Origin of the sequence: Maribacter cobaltidurans, from assembly GCF_002269385.1 — a bacterium.
Lineage (GTDB): Bacteria > Bacteroidota > Bacteroidia > Flavobacteriales > Flavobacteriaceae > Maribacter > Maribacter cobaltidurans.
Map to the genome: position 1 here is coordinate 4,609,803 of NZ_CP022957.1, position 20,998 is coordinate 4,630,800.

Sequence of the window (20,998 nt, forward strand, 5' to 3'; positions counted from 1 at the left end):
TGCCTCAAATTTTACTATCACATTTAACTGTCCCAAACTCGTGAAAATTCAACTAAATAATTAAAGTATAGGGTTTATAGTATTGACTATCTGAAAATTAACCTTATAATATATAATCCGTACTTACAAAATTGGAGACCTTGGCTTCTAATAATTGCTGAACGGTTTCCGTATTTAAATCGTTATCCTTGAAGGCAACAAAGGTTCTAATAGAGAATGATCGTAAGGCATCATGAACACTTAAAGTGGCTTGTGCAGAATCCTTTCTACCCGTAAACGGATACACATCAGGACCACGTTGGCAAGAACTGTTTAGATTAACACGACAAACGAGGTTCACCAAAGTATCGATCAACGGAGATAATGTATAAACATCCTTCCCAAAAAGACTTACCTGTTGGCCATAATTGCTTTCCGCCATATCATCTAAAGGTTCCTCAATATTTGAAAAAGATAGCACGGGTATAATCGGACCAAATTGTTCCTCTTGGTATACTCTCATATCCTTGGTTACTGGATATAATACCGCTGGCCATATATAGTTGTCAAAATGTTTACCCCCTTTTTTATTTAAAATCTTGGCCCCCTTGGAAACCGCATCATCAATAAGTTCCTGTATATATGCGGGCTTTCCAGGTTCTGGCAGTGGAGTCAATTTAACACCTTCTTCCCAAGGATTTCCAAACTTTAATTTATCTACCTCATCAGCAAACTTTTTTAAGAAAGTTTCCCGCACTTCATCGTGAACATAGATAACTTTTAAAGCCGTGCAACGCTGACCATTAAAAGATAGCGTACCTGTCAAGCACTCGTTTATGGTAAGGTCCATATCCGCATCCGGCAATATAATGGCTGGGTTTTTGGCCTCTAGCCCCAATACCAAACGTAATCGATTACTTTTAGGGTGTTGATCCTGTAAGGCATTGGCAGATTTACTATTTCCAATCAAGGCCAATACGTCAACCTTTCCCGTTTTCATAATGGGTGCAGCAACCGTTCTACCCCGTCCAAAAATAATGTTGACCACGCCTTTTGGAAAGGCTGTTTGAAAGGCTTCCAGCAGAGGTGTAATAAGTAATACACCGTGCTTTGCGGGTTTAAAAATGGTAGTGTTTCCCATGATGATGGCAGGAATCAAGAGGGCAAAAGTCTCGTTCAAAGGATAGTTATAGGGTCCCAAACAAAGTACCACACCCAAAGGTCCTCTTTTAATGTGTGCATAAACCCCATCATGTTTTTGGAACTTCGCCGCATTCCGGTCCAAATTCTTATAATCCTCTATGGTATCCTCTACGTACTCCACTGTTCTATCAAACTCCTTTTGGGAATCCGGTAAGGATTTTCCAATTTCCCACATGAGATATTTTACAACAACATCCCTCTTGGTCTTCATCTGTTTTACAAAATTCTCCATACAGATGATACGGTCCCTTACATGCATTGTAGGCCAGACCCCCTGACCTCTGTCATAGGCGTTCAATGCCGAATCCAAGGCCTCCAAAGCCTCAGCTTCCTGTAAATCCGGAACGCTACCTAGTAGTGTAGGTTTATACTCATCCGATGAAGAAATGGTGGAATAAACATCGGTAGTTTCCCCTTTCCATTCTTTTAATTTTCCACCTACCAAATAGGTTGTTTGGTGAATTTGTTTGTCTATTGCAAATTCCTTGGGTATGTCGGTTTTTTTAATCATTGTTGAAATTTTATACCAAATATTGAAATAAATCCGGTTTGTCATTAATATAATCCCCGAAAAAATTATTGGCCTTCATCCTATCCATTAAAGGCTGCAAGTCTTCAGGGTTTTTTAGTTCGATTCCCACGACGGCGGGTGCATTTTCCTTGCTCGATTTTTTGGAGTACTCAAAATGTGTAATATCGTCCGTTGGGCCTAAAATTTCGGCCACAAATTGTTTAAGTGCTCCTGGTCGTTGCGGAAATCTTACGATAAAATAGTGTTTTAATTTTCCATATAAAAGGGCCCGCTCCTTTATTTCTGCAGTCCTTGTAATATCATTGTTACTGCCACTAACAATACATACTACATTTTTGCCCTTAATTTCTTCTTTATAGCTATCCAAAGCGGAAATACTCAAAGCCCCGGCAGGTTCTACCACTATCGCATCCCTGTTATACAAATCTAATATAGCTTGGCATACCTTTCCTTCATGTACTGTTATGATATCGTGAAGATTCTTCCTGCAAATCGCAAATGTTAAATCCCCTACCTTCTTAACCGCGGCCCCATCTATGAATTTATCGATATCGGAAAGCTCAGTATTCCTATTATTTTCCATGGATGTTTTCATGGAAGGAGCTCCAAAGGGTTCCACACCTATAATCTTGGTTTTGGGAGACAGCGACTTGAAAACGGCAGAAAGTCCCGATGCCAATCCCCCTCCTCCAATGGCCACGAAAATATAGTCAATGGGCTCATCAGCTTGTTCCAACAATTCCAAACCCACGGTTCCTTGGCCTTCTATAACCTTGGGGTCATCGAAAGGATGTATAAAGGTCTTTTTACCTTCAATACAGTATGTCATGGCGGCATTAAAGGAATCATCGAAGGTATCTCCTTCCAAGACAACGGTTACCCATTCTTCCCCAAACATTTTGGTTTGTTCCACCTTCTGTTTTGGAGTAACGGCGGGCATGTAAATTGTGGCCTCAATTTTTAAATGCTTGCAGGCAAAGGCTACACCTTGCGCATGATTTCCTGCACTTGCACACACTACACCATGTTTTCTTTCTTCCAAGGAAAGGGAGTGTATCTTATTAAAAGCTCCCCTAATCTTGTAAGATCGTACGCGTTGTAAATCTTCCCTTTTTAAAAGTATATTGGCACCATACTGTTTGGAAAGACGTATGCTAGTAGCAAGCGGCGTTACCTCCGATACTTGCCGAATGGTCAACGCCGCTTTTTTTATATCCTCTACCTTGGGAAAATACTCCATAGGCTTATTGGTAAAGGTTTAGTTTTGCTATAAATTATACTATAGGTTTCATTGCGGTCATGGACTCCCTCAAGCGCGCGCCTACAATTTCCACAGGATGTTCCCGTAATTGTTTGTTGACCGCTATCAGTTTCGCATTGTCCACATCATTGTCCTCACCTTCACCATAGTGCTTACCTATGACATCAACATCAATTTTCTTCATAAAATCCGCCAACAACGGTTTACAGGCGTGATCGAACAAATAACAGCCATATTCTGCCGTATCTGAAATAACCCTGTTCATTTCAAACAGTTTCTTTCTTGCAATGGTATTGGCAATCAGCGGTGTTTCATGTAAGGATTCATAATAGGCAGACTCGCCAATGATACCTGATTCCGTCATGGACTCATAGGCCAACTCCACACCGGCACGAACCATGGCAACCATCAATACGCCATTGTCATAATATTCCTGTTCGGTAATTTCATTATCCCCAGCAGGTGTTTTCTCAAAAGCTGTTTCGCCGGTTTCCGCTCTCCAAGTCAATAGGTTTTTATCATCGTTGGCCCAATCCTCCATCATGGTTTTAGAAAAATGTCCAGTCATGATATCATCCATATGTTTCTGAAACAAAGGTCTCATGATGTCCTTCAGTTCCTCAGAAAGCTCAAATGCCTTTATTTTTGCAGGATTGGATAAACGATCCATCATATTGGTGATTCCACCATATTTCATTCCCTCGGTAATGGTTTCCCAACCATACTGAATCAATTTGGAAGCATATCCCGGTTCGATTCCTTTCTCGATCATTTTATCAAAACAAAGAATGGAACCTGTTTGCAGCAATCCACATAGAATGGTCTGCTCTCCCATAAGATCCGATTTAACCTCGGCAACAAAGGAAGATTCCAAAACACCGGCTTTATGACCACCCGTTGCAGCGGCATAGGCCTTGGCCTGCTCTAATCCTTTTCCCTCGGGATCATTCTCTGGATGAACGGCAATCAAAGTTGGCACCCCAAATCCTCTTTTGTACTCTTCCCTCACTTCTGAGCCTGGACTCTTCGGCGCAACCATAATTACGGTAAGGTCTTCCCTAATTTTTGTTCCTTCTTCCACAATATTAAAACCATGGGAATAGGATAATGTGGCACCTTTTTTCATTAGTGGCATTACTGCGCCAACTACCTGTGTATGTTGTTTATCCGGAGTAAGATTAATGACCAAGTCCGCACTTGGAATAAGTTCTTCATATGTTCCAACGGTAAAGCCATTTTCCGTGGCATTGATGTAGGATTGTCTCTTTTCTTTAATGGCAGCATCCCTAAGAGTATACGCAATATCCAATCCGGAATCCCTCATGTTCAATCCTTGGTTCAACCCTTGGGCACCGCAACCAACGATTACAATTTTCTTTCCTTTTAGAGCAGTTACACCATCTGAAAATTCAGCTGGGTCCATAAATCTACATTTTCCCAATTGTGTTAATTGGTCTCTTAACGACAGCGTATTAAAGTAGTTTGACATTTTGTGTATTGTTTTTAAGTGTAATTTATCCCTTTGGGAATTGTTTAGTTATTATTCTAATGTATTAATTGTGTTGAAACTCTTTTAACAAGGTGGAGATTTGCATTTCATCCTTGGTTACCGAAATACGACCGGACCTTACAAACTGCATTATTCCAAATGGCTTCAATTGATCGTACATCTCGTCTATCTCATATCTCCTTCCGCTTTTTGCCAATACAAAAAACTCCCTTGAAACCGTGACGATTTGTGAATTACTCTCCTTGATAATATTTTGAATCTGTCTTTCATCGAACAATAGATTGGAGGCAATCTTAAAAAGAGCGGATTCCTGATAAATGGTTTCGTCATCAGTATGATAAAAAGCCTTTATTACCTCTATCTGCTTTTCTATTTGTCCGACGATATTATGAACCCATTTCTCCGTGGTGTTTACCACAATCGTAAATTTGGACACGTGGTCAATCTCCGATTTTGAAACGTTTAGACTTTCTATATTAATGTGTCTTTTTAAGAATATTCCGGATATCCTATTGAGCAAACCCACATTATTCTCGGAATACACTGAAATTGTAAACCATTCATTTTTCATTTGTTCAAATTTTATTTATTTAATCGGTTTGATGCCCTCCTTATTTTGTTTTTACGGCCAGCACGATACCCGTTGACCAGTTCATTTTAGTCAAATTTAAATCCCCCCTATCTTCCAAAAGGTCAAGTAGTGCCTCTACATTATTTTCATGCCCTTCGGGCCAATTGGGCTGAGCCGACATATCGTCGATCACATAAAACCCGCCTACTTTTAACAAAGCCAGGGTTTCTTCCAATTGGCTATATTTTCCTGGCCAAGCATCGGCAAAAATCAAATCGAACTTGGCTCCCTCATAATTCAAAATCCAGTCCGCACCATCTTCACAAACCAAGGTTACCCTATCATCGTCACTAAAAAACGAATTGGCAATCTCAATGAGCTCGGGATCATTATCCACAGAAATCAACTTCGATTCCTTATCCATTCCATCGATCATCCAGGATAAACTTAAACCGATACCGGTTCCTAATTCCAATACCCTAGCTTCCGGTTTGGAACTGACCAAAGTTTTCAACATGGTACCAGCATACACATCTGAGGGCATCGTAAACCCAATTTCATCGGATTTATCCTGTATCGCCTTATAAACCTTCGGTATATCCCGTACGTTGTAATCGTTCATGGATTATTTCAATCTAATCTCGGACACCGCCGCTCCAGAAGGTATCATTGGGAATACATTGTCTTCTTTTTCTACTTTGACCTCAAGGAAATATGGATTTTTTGAAGCCATCATTTCCTGAATCGTGCTCTTTAAATCCTTTCTCTCCGTTACTCGTTTTGCTTCAATATGATACCCTTCGGCAATTTTAACAAAATCCGGGTTGGTCATTACCGTAGAGGCGTATCGCCGGTCAAAGAACAATTCCTGCCATTGACGTACCATTCCCAAGTGATCATTGTTAAGAACTACAATTTTCACGGGAACGTTATGCTGAAAAATGACCCCTAATTCCTGAATCGTCATTTGGTAACCACCATCACCAATGATGGCAACCACTTCCCTATCCATAGCACCCATTTTGGCACCAATGGCCGCCGGAAGTGCAAAACCCATAGTGCCCAATCCGCCTGAGGTAATGTTACTTTTAGACTCCTTGAATTTTGCATATCTACATCCGATCATTTGGTGCTGCCCTACATCGGTAACGATAACGGCTTTTTGGTCCGAAGCCAAATTGATTTCATGGATTACCTCACCCATGGTTAGGCCTTCCTTAGTAGGATGAAGATCATTTTTAATAATGGTATCATATTCTATCTGATACTTTTCAATAAAAAGATTGTGCCATTCCGTATGGGAATTTGAATTTATCAAGGGTAAGATCATACCCAAAGTTTCCTTTGAGTTACCCAATACCGCAACGTGTGCATGAACATTCTTATTGACCTCTGCAGGGTCGATTTCAAAATGAATCACCTTGGCCTGTTTTGCATAGTCCGTTAGTCTTCCCGTAACACGATCATCAAAGCGCATTCCTATAGCTATCAATACATCGCACTCATTGGTCAATACGTTGGGTCCATAATTTCCATGCATGCCCACCATACCAACATTCAATGGATGTTCAGAATCCAAGGCAGAAGCCCCCATGATTGTCCATGCTGCGGGTATACCAGCTTTCTCCACAAATTCCTTCAACTCATTTTCCGCTTTACCAAGAATAACTCCTTGACCCCAAACAATTAATGGTTTTTTTGCATTATTAATTAAATCGGCTGCCTGTTTAATGGTATTGGCATCCGGTTTTGGAACCGGCTTGTAACTCCTAACCCCGGTACAGGGTTTGTAGCTAAAGTCCACTTCCTCTATTTGCGCATTTTTGGTGATATCCACAAGAACCGGACCTGGACGACCGGACTTTGCAATATAGAAAGCCTTGGCCATAACCTCTGGAATTTCAGAAGCTTTGGTGATTTGGTAGTTCCATTTGGTCACAGGTGTGGAGATACCAATAATATCCGTTTCCTGAAAAGCATCGGAACCCAATAGTTCCCTAGTTACTTGGCCCGTAATACAGACCAAAGGTGTTGAGTCTATCTGGGCATCCGCCAAACCCGTTACTAAGTTTGTAGCTCCGGGACCGGAAGTTGCCATTGCAACACCCACTCTTCCCGATACCCTGGCATAACCCTGTGCGGCATGTGTCGCTCCCTGCTCGTGTCTTGTCAAGATATGTGTTAACCTATCCTGAAATTTATAGAGTTCATCATAAACTGGCATAATGGCACCTCCCGGATAACCATATATTAAATCGGCTCCTTCTGCCAACAAACAATGAATTATAGCTTCCGCACCACTAATTTTAATGGATTCCTTTGTTTGTTGCGCTTTCTTTTTCTCTTTTAATGTTTCCATATCAAACCATAATTAATACGCCAAGTATCAGAATTCATCCGTAACACATCCTTTGGATGCGGAGGATACACTTTTGGCATATTTATATAAAATACCTCTTTTAGCCTTTAATTCCGGAGCCACCCACTTTGATCTTCTAGTTTCCAATTCGGCATCGGAAATTTCTATGTCTATCGTATTATTAACCGCATCAATAGAAATAATATCGCCGTTCTCGACCAAGGCAATGTTTCCACCCACTTGAGCCTCTGGAGACACATGGCCCACCACAAAACCATGTGAACCACCAGAAAAACGACCATCCGTAATCAGGGCTACATCCTTGCCCAGACCTGCACCCATAATGGAAGAGGTAGGCTTCAACATTTCTGGCATTCCGGGGGCTCCTTTTGGACCTTCATACCGTATGATGACGACATCCCCTTTTTTGACCTTTCCGTTTTTAATCCCTTCATTAACGGCCGTTTCACTATCGAATACATTGGCCGTTCCCTTAAAGGACAAACCTTCCTTACCGGTAATTTTGGCAACGGCCCCTTCAGTGGCCAAGTTCCCGAAAAGAATTCTAATATGTCCCGTTTCCTTGATAGGTTTATCCAAAGTGCTGACGATGTCTTGACCTTCAATCAAATTTGGTACATCCTTCAAGTTTTCAGCTAAAGTCTTTCCGGTAACCGTTAAACAATCACCGTGCAGCATATCATTATCCAGCATATACTTTAATACCCCCGGGATGCCCCCAACACCATGCAAATCTTCCATGGAGTACTTACCACTAGGTTTTAAATTGGCCAATAATGGTGTATTATCACTTATCCTCTTGAAATCTTGCAAAGTAAAATCCAATTGAGCCGCTTTGGCAATGGCCAAAAAGTGCAAAACGGCATTCGTTGACCCGCCAAGAACGGTGACCAACCTAAAGGCATTTTCCAAGGATTTTTTTGTTACGATATCCAATGGTTTAATATCCTTTTCCAACAACGACCGTAATGCCTCACCCGCTTTTTGAGATTCCTGTTCCTTTACATTTCCATCACTAATAGCTGGATTGGAAGAGTTAAAAGGTAAGGACATTCCCAAGGCCTCAATGGCAGAAGCCATAGTATTTGCCGTGTACATTCCTCCACAGGCACCAGCACCCGGACAGGCTTTGTGGATGACCTCCTTGTATTCCTCCTCATCTATATTTCCGGCAACTTTCTGTCCATAGGCCTCAAAAGCGGAAATGATATCCAACTTTTTTCCATTATGACACCCTGAAGCTATAGTACCACCATAAACCAAAATGGAAGGTCTATTCAATCGCAACATCGCCATAAGAGCTCCCGGCATATTTTTATCGCATCCTACAACGGTAACCAGCCCGTCATAGCTCATAGCTTCTACCACAGTCTCCATGGAATCCGCAATAATATCCCTAGAGGGCAAAGAAAAGCGCATTCCCGGTGTTCCATTGGAAATACCATCACTAACTCCGATAGTATTAAAAATCAGACCCACCAGACCTGCATTATCGGCACCTTTTTTAACGTGGACCGCCAAGTCGTTCAAGTGCATATTACAAGGGTTGCCCTCGTAACCTGTGCTTGCTATTCCAATCAATGGTTTCTTTAAATCATAATCTGTTAAGCCAATGGCATGTAACATGGCTTGTGCGGCAGGTAATGAAGGATCTTGAGTTACGCTTTTACTGTATTTATTCAATTCCATATTTATCGTCTACTAATATCAAATTTTAAGTCGGTCTGTATCAAAGATAAAAGTTTCATCCCCTTTGATTTTTTAACAATTATTTTCGGTTCAAATTCAAGGGTGATAAAATTTTATTAAATAACTGATTTACAATTAAATAACATTTGTTTTTATATCATATTCAATACATTAAGATTTCATTATAATGCATAAAAAAAACCTGTATCGAAGGAGTCTGATACAGGTTTTTTAAGTCAATGAAAAATCTATATCATTTCCGGCAGGAAACAATGACGACCACACTGACTAAAATCTTATTCATGTTCATAGGACAATAGTACGTAAAAATTCAATGCCTGAAAAAATTATTTTAATCTAATTGCTCCGACTGTATAAATTTGAATGAAACCGTATTTCCCTCCCGTTTTTGCGATAAAACCGAAATTGACTTATCGGAGAGCTGAAGAATCCTTGGATATCCCCCAGTAGTCTGTCCATCCTTCATTAATATAATCAATTTTCCTGCAGGCGTCAATTGCACCGTTCCAGGCAAGGTAGCCGATGTTAAGATGCTATGGGAGTGTGTCTCGATGGTTTCCGACAACTGATAGGCCATTCTATTGTTTTCCTTGGAGATGGTGAATTCACGTGAAAATAAGGCTTCCAGCTGTCTGTCTGACAATACATCGTATTCCGGGGCCTTATGGACCTCCAGAACCGTTTCATCCAAATGGCTATCTACTTTGATTTCAGATATTTTAGGTGAAAAGTCTTTGTTTTCCTTATACGGAATCGTATCCCCATCCACAAACCGACCCTTTTTGGTAATAGGTTTATAAAAAGATTGGCTTCCCAGCACTACGGGTGCATTAAATCCACCTTTAACGGCAAGGTAGAACCTAAATCCCTTTTTCAATTTACCATAGGAGAGTATATCCCCTGCTTTAACCTTGTATACTTTATAATTCTGAACAGGTTCGTTGTTCAACGTTACAGTGATCAATGCACCTGCCAGTACAATAAAGGTGTCTTTCTCAAATTGTAAGGTTGGTCCGGTCATGGTAATTTCCAAAACAGCACTGTTCGGATCGTTTTCCAAAAGGGTATTTGCCTTGAATACTGAAAGTTGGTCCATGCATCCTGAAACCGGTACGCCCTTATTTCTATGGTGGAACCTACCCATGTCCTGTACACTGGTAAAAAATCCAGACTTTAATACCTTAAGCATTCAATACAACTTTTTCTGGTTTATAAATGCCCACCTCAGCTTCTATTTTATGTAATTCATGTTCTCCCTGGGAAACTTTTTCAAATTGGATTTTGTCACCAACACTTACAAAACAGGGGTTTTCCTTATTGGGATCAAAAAGTGACACAGGGCAATTTCCTATAATGTTCCATCCTCCAGGAGATTCCTGGGGATATATTCCAGTCTGTTGACCAGCAATACCAACAGATCCTTTCTCAACCTTCAATCTTGGGACTGCCTTTCTAGGAATTTCCAACTCTTTTGGAACTCCTCCTAGGTACATAAAACCCGGTAGAAAACCAATGCCATAAACCGTATATGTATTGCTGGTGTGGAGTTCTATAATTTCATCCGTCGACTTACCCAATCTCTTGGCAACCTCCTCCAGATCGATACCAAAGGAAAGATCATAGCTTACTGGAAGCTTCCACAACACCTTTTCCCTTTTGGGAGCTTCCTTTAATCTAGCATACCAATCCTTAATTTTAGGGCCAAAATCCTGAAAATCCATCTCTTTGGTTGGGTTGACCAACAAAAGTGAATTATACGCCGAAACAGTTTCCCATTCGGGGTCCTTTATGCAGTACTCTTTAAGATAATGTTCAAAATCCAAGATGCTTTCCAAAATCGTTTCGCTCACTTCATTGGGCCATTCCATCAATACTGAATGATTTCCATAAGGCTTTAGGGTAATGGGGGGATGACTCATTGGCTTAGGACTATATGATGCTTTGGTAATTCTTGTGTAATATACATTAATATTTGTAAAGCCTCTGGCGTATCCCCATGTATACAATAGGTCTCCGCCTGGATAGGCTTAAGCTCATTATTTACGGTCAACACCTTTTTTTCCTTAGCCATACGTACTATATGGCGCAGCACTTCATCGGGCCGCTTTATGAGTGCATTGGTATTGGACCTAGAGACAAGGCTTAGATCATCGTTGTAGTTTCTATCGGCAAAAGCTTCAATCTTCGTTTTAAACCCGTATTCCTTGGCCCTATTCTGTATTGCAGATCCATAGGGAACGAACAAAACCACATCGGATTTATACTCCTCTATCGATTCCAAAAAAACTGATGCCAATTCGCCGTCCTTAGCAATATCATTATATAACGCTCCGTGTGGTTTTATGTGTTGCCATGTAACGCCTTCAGCGGTGCAAATTTCATGCAATTGATGCAACTGTTCTTTGATGCTATCTGACAATTTCCCGTGGTCCATGTTCATAGATACCCTACCAAAATTATTCTTGTCCGGATAGGATGGATGAGCCCCTATTTTGACCTGATTCTCTTTTGCCAAATGAATCGTTTGAAGCATCGTATCCTTATCACCCGTATGTCCGCCACAGGCAATATTGCAAGAAGAAATAAAAGGAAACAGCTTGGGTTCATTCTCTATCCCCTCACCTACATCGCAATTGATATCGATAACAATCTGTCGCATTTAAAAAACTTCAAAAACCTTAAGAATACTTTTTACTCCCAATATAACGGACAAGATTACGATGCTTATTCCAATACTATTCTGAAGTAAGGTATTCCCATTTTTACCCATGACGCTCACCCGGTTGACCACCCAAAGTAAAAATATGGCAATTACAGGTAAAAGAATTCCATTGGCCACTTGGGCAAACTTGATAATTTCTATAGGTTTTATATCAAAGGAAAGAAAAAACACTCCCAATCCCAAAATAAGCATCCACACCAATCTAAACTTATAATGGGTAAGTCCGCTCTTCCACCCGAAACAATTGGAAGCTACATAAGCGGCGGCCAATGGAGCGGTTATGGCCGAAGTAACTCCGGCGGCAAAAAGTCCTATCCCCATAAAGTATCGGGCACTTGCACCATATAAGGGCTCCAATGCCTTGGTCATGTCCATAACGTTGTTGACCTTTTCCAAGTCTATCGATGCAGCGGAGATAATAATACAAAGGGATACTATACCTCCTACAAAGATAGAAACGAAGGTATCTCGCCTGGCAAATTTAAGGTCTTCCTTGGATTTCCATTTCTCGCTTACCAGAGAGGCATGGAGGAATAAATTATAAGGTACCACCGTTGTTCCTACCAAGGCGATGACCGTCAATAAATTTTCACCATCTACCTTGGGCAACAATAAACCTTTAACAATTTGTACTATATCTGGTTGGGTCAATACGGCAGTAACCACAAAGGACAGACTCATGATCAGGACCAAGGATATAAATACTTTTTCCAACAACTTATAATTTCCTATAAAAAGAAGACCAAAGGCCAATAAGCCAATCACAAAAGGAAAATAGGATGTATATGTAGCACCGAAAATGGCTTCCAGCCCCAATGAACCACCACCAATATTTCCCGCTTCATAGGCAGCATTTCCTATAACTATGGCGGAGAGTATGATGACTACTACAAAAGTTCTAACATAAGTGTTGGATACCTCCTGCCGTATTACTTCGGCCAAGCCTTTTTGCGTAATGATTCCCAATCTGGCCGACATTTCCTGCAATACCATGGTGGCCAGAATGGAAAGGAGCATGGCCCAAAGGAGCGAATATCCAAACGACACCCCCGCCAACATGCAGGCCGTTACCGTTCCAGGACCTATAAAGGCAGCTGCGACGAGAACTCCCGGGCCCAATTTTTTAAACATTTGATAAAAAATTTATGTTCAGGTAAAGATACCTGCAATTATCCTAAAATACTGCCCATAAAAAAATAGAAGTTCACAACAATTTTAACATTTTAAAATGCCGTTTATCTAAAAAAATGCCGTTCGTCTAAAAACGGGATGTCATACATCGAGTGTTGATACTAAACCAAAAAATTCCCTGTTATTAATACCCCAAACCAAATAAACTTAACCTATTTAATGACTTGCTTAGAATGTAACAAAGAGCTTGGATATCTTGATCATAAAAGTGCCATAGAGAGTGTGGGCGTGGAATTGTGTTCCCACCATCAAGAATTGATAAAGGTATTGATTGAAAAGAACGATACGCCGCTGGAGGCCATTCAACTATACTACGGCCTAAAAGAGGCCGGAGTACAAGGAATGTTGGAATGGTGGGATGGTAAGAAATCCGTCGATATCGCCATCTCAAGGGTAAAATTAAACATTGAAATTGACTGTGGATATGAAAAATTGACCGAAGAACAGGCCATCAACAACTTGGAGGAGGCCATGCACTCCTTTAAGAACGGGTTTACCACTATTCGTATTCCGCATATCCTAATTAGATACTATCTAAATGAAACCATTAAGAACATTATAGGAATTATGGAAGGCCTCAAGGCAAACATAAAAGTAATCAACTAATAAATTCGTTATGAGCAAATCCAATAAAACCTTAAAAACACCTCTTAGAGTGGCCTTGGCCTGTTTAATCATTGGAGTGCTTGCGCGTATTGTACACTGGCCCTACGCCGGGGGAATAATACTGGTCTCCTTTTTGGCCATTGCAATCCTATACGCAATCCGCTTTTCAAGAAAAGACCCAAAAAAGCCGGTAGATTACATTAAAATGCTGCTTGTTCTTTTTTGGACTACGAACGGACTGCTCCGAATTCTGGATTTTCCATATACCGTAATTTTCCAAATTGGGACGGCCCTATCCTTTATATTGTGGTTTGCCATGGAGGGTACGGCCTATTTTATGGACCAGGACCGAAAATCGCACAATACCGTATTGGAAATCGCATGGAATTTCGCTATGGTCATTGGCGTGCTGACCATTATTGCCGGTGGCCTAATGCAGCTTTTAAAGTGGGAATATGCAATACCCACCCTTACGACCGGACTCACAATTGTTACCGCCTATATTCTAAAGGATATCTTTAATGCCGAAAAGAAGGAAAAAAAGGATAACAACAACGAAGAATTTCAACTTTGAGTTTTTGCCTTAAACAATTTCTTTTAGATATTACCCTGTAAGCCATCTTTTTGTACCTTTTAAAGAAATAATAAAAGGTATGAATCATATAGACCGAAGAAACTGGTTAAAGACCGCTGCCCTCACCGGTGGTTTTACTTTTTTGGGTGGCGCCAGTGCATTGGCTCTGTCCAAACCAAGTCCCAACAAAAATAATGTTTGGCTAAACGTTGCCAAACTCAACAGCAACGAAAACCCCTTTGGCCCTTCCCTAAAAGTAAGGGCGGCCATAACCGCTGCTTTTGATAATGCCTGTAGGTATCCTTCCATAGTGTTCAGGCCCTTGCTGGAAAAAATTGCGGAGACCGAAGGTGTTTCTACGGACCATATCGTGGTAACAGGTGGTTCTACCGAAGGACTCAAAGCCGTTGGTCTTACGTATGGATTAAATGGAGGGGAACTTATCGCTGCAGATCCTACCTTCCAGTCCATGATGACCTACGCCGAGAACTTTGGCGCCTATGTACACCGAGTTCCGGTGGACGAGAACATGCAGCACGATTTAAAGGGAATGGAAAACCGGGTCAACGGCAAAACCCGACTCATTTTTATCTGTAATCCCAACAATCCTACCGGGACGCTTTTGGATAAAAACGACCTGAAATCCTTTTGTGAACGCACCAGTGAAAAGGCCATGGTCTTTAGCGATGAGGCCTATTATGATTTCATTACGGAACCGGATTACCCTTCCATGGTGGAACTGGTGAAAGAAGGAAAGAACGTCATCGTTTCCAAGACCTTTTCCAAAGTGTACGGACTTGCGGGTATGCGGATAGGCTACTTGGTTGCTCGCCCGGATATTGCAAAGCGATTACAAAAAAGTGTGATGGCCATGACCAATGTGTTGGCCATTGAAGCGGCCAAAGAAGCCTTGAAAGACGATGAATTCTACAAATTTAGCGTGGCGAAAAACATGGAGGCCAAGCAAGCCATTTACAAAACATTGGACGGTTTGGAATTGCCCTATATAAAATCACACACCAATTTTGTCTTCTTTAAAACCGGAAGACCGATAAGGGACATGATGGCCGCCATGGAAAAAGAAAATGTCTTGATCGGCAGGCCCTTCCCACCCTTTTATGAATGGGCCCGTATCAGTACCGGCACCATGGAGGATATGAAGGCTTTTGATAAAGGGCTTAAGAGGGTGATGGGGTAGGTTTCTATGTTACTAAGTTTAAACTTACAAAAATCTTGGGGCGGGGTCTTACCATCGTTTGATAGTGCTTTCTCGTGTGGGCACTCGTTATAAATGAGTGCTAGTGGGTGCGCCGGCGGAGGGAAATATAAGTCTCAATCATTCTCATCAGGTTTTGCGGGTGCAAATCCTCCAAATTTCTCTAATTCCTCTGTTGTCATAACTGGGGAAAGGCTTAATCTGATACCCTTTTCAAATCTTTCAACATAGATAAGTTTACCTTTGGCATCATAAGTATTTAAAGTCCCTGTCCCATCTTTTAAAGTACCCTTTTCCTGTGGTTTTCCCTCTGGGTCGTAATTATCAATTACTGTCCAAGGAATCCCATTTTTGTAAATCCTCCTACTCCATAATTTCCCATTAGGGTATTTATAAGTATAAGTCCCCTCAAAAGAAGGAGCTAAATCAATTGTTTCCGCAATTAAATAAGAGGGCACAATAGCTGAAAATCTACCTGCTTTGTCTTTTGGGTCTGAAATCGTGCCATGTACAAGCCCCATGATTCGCATGGGAGAGGGTAAATAGGTTTTTTTATCCTTACTTATAATTGGATCACCTAAGTAAACTATTGGCCCACCACTAAATCCAGATGTACTAGGGTCATCCAAAAGAAAAAAGTGGCTTAAATTGCCCCTGTCGGCTCTTGGTAAAACCAGTATATCACTAGATACCCTAACTTTCTTGGTTATTGGGGAGATATTTAGCTCTGTCACCCCTAAACCCAAAGGATATCCAACTACATGCAAATCAGTAAATCTATCCGGTGCTACTTGATCTCTCATAAGATACCAGTAATCGATAAATCTAATTTCCAAACCCTTTATAAATTCCTCATCTTTTTCTTTAAGGTTCAAATGTAAAACGGCTACATCGGCTTCTTGATGATAAACCCAATTTTCATTTTCATAAGTTATGTCCTCTAATTTAACCTCAATCTTTTTTCCAGATGCATTACGATAAGCAATAGTACCTCGCTTTGAAATATTTACCCCTACGTGTTGAGCAGTTACTAAGTAATCGTCCAAACCTTTTGATATAAAAAATCCGCTCCCAACCCCTACACTTTTCATTGGTATCAGTTTTTTCGTATTCGGATTCTTTAAATACACTTCATGCTCAATACCGTTTATATTTTGTTTTATTGTGGCTGAGTCCTTTAAAAAGACCATTGCATTAAAGTAATTTCGTAATTCTAAATCTCCTACTTGAGAATTTACATTAGAACCTATTAGCATTAACAAGAACAAAATATAGACTTTAAATTTATTCATGATTTACCAGATTTTACAACGAGTTAAATTAACAATTACTTGAAATTCTGATACTTAAAAATCAAAACCTTATTAACAGAGTTATAAAAAACCATGCCGCAAGTCTTTCGCGATAGAGCAGAAATGTTTTCCGTACTTTTCATTTGCATCTTGGCTCGGCAGTAGTTGAAGCAGTAAAGAATCATTTTAGATATACGAAATATACTTCGCTTCGCTTAGTATGACAAAAGGAACCTTGCACCCTGCACTTAAAACTAGAAACTTTAAACTAGGGATTACCCCAACCAACCTTCCCGGTCCAAACTTCTATATTGAATCGCTTCACTAATATGGTTGCCGTTCAGTTCTTCTTCATTCGCTAAATCGGCAATGGTTCGGGCCACTTTTAAGATGCGGTCATAGGCCCGGGCGGAAAGGTTCAACCGCTCCATGGCGTTTTTCAACAATGACTTTGAAGATTCATCCAATTTGCAATATTCCCGGATCTGTTTGGTATTCATCTGTGCATTGTAATGCACATTTTCCAATTCCTTAAATCGTTCCGTTTGCAGTTGGCGCGCAGCCGTAACTCGTTTGCGGATTTCCACACTGCTCTCCCCTTTTCTATCTTCGGAGAGTTTTTCAAAAGGTACTGGGGTTACTTCTATATGGATATCGATTCGGTCCAACAAGGGACCGGAAATCTTGCTCAGATAGCGTTGCATTTCCGCGGGGGAAGAAGTCACGGGTGCATCGGGGTCATTGAAATACCCACCGGGGCTTGGGTTCATACTCGCCACCAACATAAAACTACTTGGGTAAGTTACCGTAAACCTTGCCCGTGAAATGGTGACTTCGCGATCTTCCAAGGGCTGACGCATTACCTCCAGAACACCGCGTTTAAATTCGGGCAGTTCGTCCAAAAACAAAACGCCGTTATGCGAAAGGGATATCTCTCCGGGCTGTGGATAGGCTCCACCGCCGACGAGTGCCACATCTGAAATTGTGTGGTGCGGGCTCCGGAACGGGCGTTGGCTCATGAGCCCCATATTCTTAATCTTACCCACCACGCTATGAATCTTGGTCGTTTCCAAAGCTTCGTGCAAGGTCATCGGGGGCAATATTGAAGGTAACCTTTTAGCTAACATAGTCTTGCCTGCACCTGGAGGTCCGATCAGGATAATGTTATGTCCGCCCGCAGCGGCAATCTCCATACAACGTTTGATACTTTCCTGACCTTTTACATCGGAGAAATCGAATTCAGGAAAATCCAAACTTTTGTAAAACTCTTCCCTAGTATCGATAACCGTCTGTTCTAAAGGAGTTCCCTGATCAAAGAAATCAATCACCTGTTTAATGTTCTCTACCCCAAACACCTTTAAATTCCCCACGATGGCGGCCTCTTTGGCATTATCGGCTGGCAAAATAAATCCCTCAAAACCTTCTTCTTGGGCTTTTATGGCAATGGGCAAGGCCCCTTTTATGGGCTGCAGGCTTCCATCCAAGGATAGTTCGCCCATAATGATATATTTCTCAATGTCTTCGGACTGTATTTGCCCCGATGCCGCCAAAATACCCATGGCCAAGGTAAGGTCATATGCGGAACCCTCCTTCCTGAGGTCGGCCGGTGCCATATTGATGGTAATCTTTTTTCCCGGAATTTTATATTGATTATTCTGTAAGGCCGCCGCTATCCTGTAATTACTTTCCTTAATGGCATTATCCGGCAATCCTACCAAATGATACCCAATACCTTTGTCAATATTAACCTCAACGGTAATTGTGGTAGCCTCAACGCCAAAAACGGCACTGCCATAAACTTTGGTTAGCATTTAGTTCTCGTTTGGGATAAATGTAAGCATTTCAGAAGATTTTTGAATCTCGTCCTTGTTCATCATCATTTTCCTGAACACTCCATTTACATACATCTCCGCCTGGTCCTTGTAGTGTTCGCTGAATGGATTTCCGGATTGCCCGGTGGGCAAAATACTTATGCTATTCTCAACATCGGAAAAATCTACGATCCTACGCGTGGATGGGCCTGAACTAACTTTGTACAATCCCGTGCTATCATAAGGAAAGGCCAAATTGTTGATGACCTCACGTGTACCTTCAACAGGAAAGGGTCCCACATTAAAAAATGACCGTAATGCATCTACCTGACCTATAGGATGTCCATGTTCCAACGTATGTACTTTGTTCCAAGTCCACTCCTGGGTATCCGTACCAAAATCCTTTTCCAAAGAACTTATGGCGTCTGTAAAGGAATTCCTAAGTATTGTTTCCCTGGTCTCTTTTGCATCTGAGGTATTGATATCATCCCACCAAATAGAATTTTCATTGGCAATCATGGGCGCAATGGTTCGTTTTAAAATATGGGTATCCAGTAATTGCTTGAACATTTCTTCGCCCAACTCATCCCTAAACGTATTGACCAGAACATAATATACCCAACGTGTATACATAGTTCCACCAATATTGTCCAATGAATAGGTGCCGTCCCAAGCTTTCATAACATCTAGAACTTTAATTTCCTTTTCTGTCAATTCCTTACTATTCAAAGAGCTCATAAGATCTTCGGCTATTTCCAAATGTACAGGGGAGTTCACATCCAAAATCATACTGGAGATGTCGTTCTTATCCCAATCGTTTTTGGGGTCCAACAATTGCACGATTCTTTTGGCCCTGTTTTCTGGTAAATAATACCCCGGATATAGCATTCCCGAAACGGAATCCGGCTGGTTGTTGGCCGAGTACACATAATTCCATGGTGGGTTTACCGCTTGTGGATTCTTCTCGAATTTTAGAAATTCCCGATTATCGTTGGGTCTATTATCGGGTTCATAGACCAATTTGGTATTGATATTATCCGGAATCTGCCACAATTTGGCCGTGGCGAACCACCCAATATTACCTTCTGCATCACCATACATAATATTTAGTCCAGGTGCATGGATTTTTGGCAAGGCCGATGTAAACTCGGAAAGATTTGTGGCATGGCTTATTTCGTAAAAAGCATCGACCACCGTATTTTCTTCCTGTGTATACACCCAATACATGGATATGGGGCGTTCTCCTTGAATTTGGTTCGCAATGCCATTTAAGATGGGGCCATGTACAGATTTTTTAAAAGTAAATTCGACATCCACCGAATCCTTGACCTTAATTGATTTCGTTACTTTTTCATAATTTGTCCAAGTACCATTGTGCCTATACTGATTGGCATTATCGGGATTGTTTTCTTCATAGTAAAAATCCACATCGTCGTTCTCAAACATGGTCATTCCGTAGGCAATATCCCTGTTGTGACCCAGTACTGGAAATGGAATGCCCGCAATATGATATCCGTATTTTGAATACGTGGGTGTTTCTATATGGGCCTCGTACCAAACCGAAGGTTGGGCAAAGCCAATATGGGGGTCGTTGGCAAAGATGACCTTCCCATTTTTTGTTTTTGGAGGAGCTAAAACCCAACTGTTACTTCCTTCAAAAAGCGGAAGTTTTAATTTACTAAGCGCATCGGTCACCATTGCGGTCACGGAGTTTCCTATGGAATCTTTAGAAGATTTTTTGTAGTTCCTTATCCATACAGTGCTAGAATCAGAATGAATAGCCAAATCCTTTAAATACTCGGGCCCTAATTTATCCTTGATATTGCTCAATAACGGATCGGTCTTATGTCCCATGGCAAAACTAAAGGCCATATACCCCATGGTATTGTATACATCGGTAATGGTAAACTTGGTCTTATCAATACCGGTAAGGTAAAACTCTACCGGGGTTGGCCCTTCTTCCACAAACTGATTGAGTCCGTCCAAATAGGCATTGATAATGGAAACGCCCTCGCTATTCCCATCTAGTTTGGAGATGGCTTCCTTGGAGGCTTCATCAATTCCCAAGGAAAGAAAGAATTTATCCGTACCGATTAAATCCTTGCCAAAAACCTCGGACAGTCCACCGCTACCAATTCTTCTTAGAAGTTCCATTTGCCATAGTCGGTCTTGGGCATGTACATAGCCCAACACCCTAAAGGCATCTTCTTCGGATTGACCGTAAATATGGGGAATCCCATATTCGTCAAAATACACTTGGACCTCGTTTTGAAGGTTCAGGAGTTTTTTTTCGCCAGAATAATCAGGCTTGTGCAATTGTACGAATAGGTACCCTGATATAACAATAAGGAGGATAAGGGCCAAAATAATGTACCCTATTTTCTTTGCTAGTTTCATGAATGTTCAAAAAAAATCACCTGTAATTTAGGGTTAAATTTTT

Annotated in this window: 17 protein-coding genes; 3 read left to right on the top strand and 14 right to left on the bottom strand. The window is 41.1% G+C overall.

Annotated elements, in window-relative coordinates; translation table 11 throughout:
• Nucleotides 1-103: 103 nt before the first annotated feature.
• The 11 genes from CJ263_RS20700 to CJ263_RS20750 all read right to left on the bottom strand — a co-directional run bounded on the left by CJ263_RS20700 (nucleotide 104) and on the right by CJ263_RS20750 (nucleotide 12,999).
• A complete protein-coding gene (locus CJ263_RS20700; RefSeq protein ID WP_094999333.1) occupies nucleotides 104-1,693 on the bottom strand; it encodes an NADP-dependent glyceraldehyde-3-phosphate dehydrogenase in 1,590 nt (529 codons plus the stop codon).
• A gap of 10 nt (nucleotides 1,694-1,703) precedes the next feature.
• The gene (ilvA, locus tag CJ263_RS20705) at nucleotides 1,704-2,954 is read right to left on the bottom strand and encodes a threonine ammonia-lyase IlvA (RefSeq protein ID WP_094999009.1); all 1,251 of its coding nucleotides are present in this window, start codon (nucleotides 2,952-2,954) and stop codon (nucleotides 1,704-1,706) included.
• Nucleotides 2,955-2,988: 34 nt separating this feature from the next.
• Nucleotides 2,989-4,464 carry a ketol-acid reductoisomerase gene (gene ilvC, locus CJ263_RS20710; protein WP_094999010.1) on the bottom strand — a complete coding sequence of 492 codons (1,476 nt, stop codon included), beginning with the start codon at nucleotides 4,462-4,464 and terminating at the stop codon, nucleotides 2,989-2,991.
• 64 nt (nucleotides 4,465-4,528) lie between these two features.
• Complete coding sequence (gene ilvN, locus CJ263_RS20715; protein WP_094999011.1) at nucleotides 4,529-5,056, bottom strand: acetolactate synthase small subunit; 528 nt, start codon at nucleotides 5,054-5,056, stop codon at nucleotides 4,529-4,531.
• A 40-nt stretch (nucleotides 5,057-5,096) separates the two neighbouring features.
• Nucleotides 5,097-5,678, bottom strand: coding sequence for an O-methyltransferase (locus tag CJ263_RS20720; RefSeq protein ID WP_094999012.1), 582 nt, complete (start codon nucleotides 5,676-5,678; stop codon nucleotides 5,097-5,099).
• Nucleotides 5,679-5,681: 3 nt separating this feature from the next.
• Entirely contained in the window at nucleotides 5,682-7,415 is a 1,734-nt protein-coding gene (ilvB, locus tag CJ263_RS20725) for a biosynthetic-type acetolactate synthase large subunit (protein ID WP_094999013.1), read from the bottom strand.
• A gap of 27 nt (nucleotides 7,416-7,442) precedes the next feature.
• Nucleotides 7,443-9,125: a dihydroxy-acid dehydratase gene (gene ilvD, locus CJ263_RS20730; protein ID WP_094999014.1), complete on the bottom strand. Its 1,683-nt coding sequence runs from the start codon at nucleotides 9,123-9,125 to the stop codon at nucleotides 7,443-7,445.
• A 352-nt stretch (nucleotides 9,126-9,477) separates the two neighbouring features.
• Complete coding sequence (locus tag CJ263_RS20735; protein WP_094999015.1) at nucleotides 9,478-10,335, bottom strand: 5-oxoprolinase subunit C family protein; 858 nt, start codon at nucleotides 10,333-10,335, stop codon at nucleotides 9,478-9,480.
• Nucleotides 10,328-11,065, bottom strand: coding sequence for a 5-oxoprolinase subunit PxpB (gene pxpB, locus CJ263_RS20740; protein WP_094999016.1), 738 nt, complete (start codon nucleotides 11,063-11,065; stop codon nucleotides 10,328-10,330). The genes CJ263_RS20735 and pxpB overlap by 8 nt, the downstream gene beginning before the upstream one ends.
• On the bottom strand, nucleotides 11,062-11,805 hold the full coding sequence (pxpA, locus tag CJ263_RS20745; protein WP_094999017.1) for a 5-oxoprolinase subunit PxpA: 744 nt from the start codon (nucleotides 11,803-11,805) through the stop codon (nucleotides 11,062-11,064). The genes pxpB and pxpA overlap by 4 nt, the downstream gene beginning before the upstream one ends.
• Nucleotides 11,806-12,999 carry an Nramp family divalent metal transporter gene (locus CJ263_RS20750; protein WP_094999018.1) on the bottom strand — a complete coding sequence of 398 codons (1,194 nt, stop codon included), beginning with the start codon at nucleotides 12,997-12,999 and terminating at the stop codon, nucleotides 11,806-11,808.
• Between the two features lie 219 nt (nucleotides 13,000-13,218).
• On the opposite strand from CJ263_RS20750, the gene CJ263_RS20755 reads away from it, so the two are divergent.
• The 3 genes from CJ263_RS20755 to CJ263_RS20765 all read left to right on the top strand — a co-directional run bounded on the left by CJ263_RS20755 (nucleotide 13,219) and on the right by CJ263_RS20765 (nucleotide 15,437).
• Complete coding sequence (locus CJ263_RS20755) at nucleotides 13,219-13,665, top strand: hypothetical protein (RefSeq protein ID WP_094999019.1); 447 nt, start codon at nucleotides 13,219-13,221, stop codon at nucleotides 13,663-13,665.
• A 10-nt stretch (nucleotides 13,666-13,675) separates the two neighbouring features.
• Entirely contained in the window at nucleotides 13,676-14,239 is a 564-nt protein-coding gene (locus CJ263_RS20760) for a hypothetical protein (RefSeq protein WP_094999020.1), read from the top strand.
• 79 nt (nucleotides 14,240-14,318) lie between these two features.
• Nucleotides 14,319-15,437 (top strand): pyridoxal phosphate-dependent aminotransferase, encoded by a 1,119-nt coding sequence (locus CJ263_RS20765; protein ID WP_094999021.1) that lies wholly within the window; start codon nucleotides 14,319-14,321, stop codon nucleotides 15,435-15,437.
• A gap of 134 nt (nucleotides 15,438-15,571) precedes the next feature.
• Here CJ263_RS20765 and CJ263_RS20770 read toward each other — a convergent pair whose 3' ends face one another.
• The 3 genes from CJ263_RS20770 to CJ263_RS20780 all read right to left on the bottom strand — a co-directional run bounded on the left by CJ263_RS20770 (nucleotide 15,572) and on the right by CJ263_RS20780 (nucleotide 20,955).
• Nucleotides 15,572-16,747, bottom strand: coding sequence for a trypsin-like peptidase domain-containing protein (locus CJ263_RS20770; protein WP_094999022.1), 1,176 nt, complete (start codon nucleotides 16,745-16,747; stop codon nucleotides 15,572-15,574).
• Nucleotides 16,748-17,022: 275 nt separating this feature from the next.
• The gene (locus tag CJ263_RS20775) at nucleotides 17,023-18,558 is read right to left on the bottom strand and encodes a YifB family Mg chelatase-like AAA ATPase (RefSeq protein ID WP_094999023.1); all 1,536 of its coding nucleotides are present in this window, start codon (nucleotides 18,556-18,558) and stop codon (nucleotides 17,023-17,025) included.
• Nucleotides 18,559-20,955 carry a penicillin acylase family protein gene (locus CJ263_RS20780; protein ID WP_094999024.1) on the bottom strand — a complete coding sequence of 799 codons (2,397 nt, stop codon included), beginning with the start codon at nucleotides 20,953-20,955 and terminating at the stop codon, nucleotides 18,559-18,561. It lies immediately after the preceding gene.
• Between the last annotated feature and the right edge of the window lie 43 nt (nucleotides 20,956-20,998).

Bases quoted from the DNA above. Each gene is read 5' to 3' on its own strand.
- CJ263_RS20700 (WP_094999333.1), bottom strand. From the start codon at position 1,693: ATGATTAAAAAAACCGACATACCCAAGGAATTTGCAATAGACAAACAA.
- ilvA (WP_094999009.1), bottom strand. From the start codon at position 2,954: ATGGAGTATTTTCCCAAGGTAGAGGATATAAAAAAAGCGGCGTTGACC.
- ilvC (WP_094999010.1), bottom strand. From the start codon at position 4,464: ATGTCAAACTACTTTAATACGCTGTCGTTAAGAGACCAATTAACACAA.
- ilvN (WP_094999011.1), bottom strand. From the start codon at position 5,056: ATGAAAAATGAATGGTTTACAATTTCAGTGTATTCCGAGAATAATGTG.
- CJ263_RS20720 (WP_094999012.1), bottom strand. From the start codon at position 5,678: ATGAACGATTACAACGTACGGGATATACCGAAGGTTTATAAGGCGATA.
- ilvB (WP_094999013.1), bottom strand. From the start codon at position 7,415: ATGGAAACATTAAAAGAGAAAAAGAAAGCGCAACAAACAAAGGAATCC.
- ilvD (WP_094999014.1), bottom strand. From the start codon at position 9,125: ATGGAATTGAATAAATACAGTAAAAGCGTAACTCAAGATCCTTCATTA.
- CJ263_RS20735 (WP_094999015.1), bottom strand. From the start codon at position 10,335: ATGCTTAAGGTATTAAAGTCTGGATTTTTTACCAGTGTACAGGACATG.
- pxpB (WP_094999016.1), bottom strand. From the start codon at position 11,065: ATGAGTCATCCCCCCATTACCCTAAAGCCTTATGGAAATCATTCAGTA.
- pxpA (WP_094999017.1), bottom strand. From the start codon at position 11,805: ATGCGACAGATTGTTATCGATATCAATTGCGATGTAGGTGAGGGGATA.
- CJ263_RS20750 (WP_094999018.1), bottom strand. From the start codon at position 12,999: ATGTTTAAAAAATTGGGCCCGGGAGTTCTCGTCGCAGCTGCCTTTATA.
- CJ263_RS20755 (WP_094999019.1), top strand. From the start codon at position 13,219: ATGACTTGCTTAGAATGTAACAAAGAGCTTGGATATCTTGATCATAAA.
- CJ263_RS20760 (WP_094999020.1), top strand. From the start codon at position 13,676: ATGAGCAAATCCAATAAAACCTTAAAAACACCTCTTAGAGTGGCCTTG.
- CJ263_RS20765 (WP_094999021.1), top strand. From the start codon at position 14,319: ATGAATCATATAGACCGAAGAAACTGGTTAAAGACCGCTGCCCTCACC.
- CJ263_RS20770 (WP_094999022.1), bottom strand. From the start codon at position 16,747: ATGAATAAATTTAAAGTCTATATTTTGTTCTTGTTAATGCTAATAGGT.
- CJ263_RS20775 (WP_094999023.1), bottom strand. From the start codon at position 18,558: ATGCTAACCAAAGTTTATGGCAGTGCCGTTTTTGGCGTTGAGGCTACC.
- CJ263_RS20780 (WP_094999024.1), bottom strand. From the start codon at position 20,955: ATGAAACTAGCAAAGAAAATAGGGTACATTATTTTGGCCCTTATCCTC.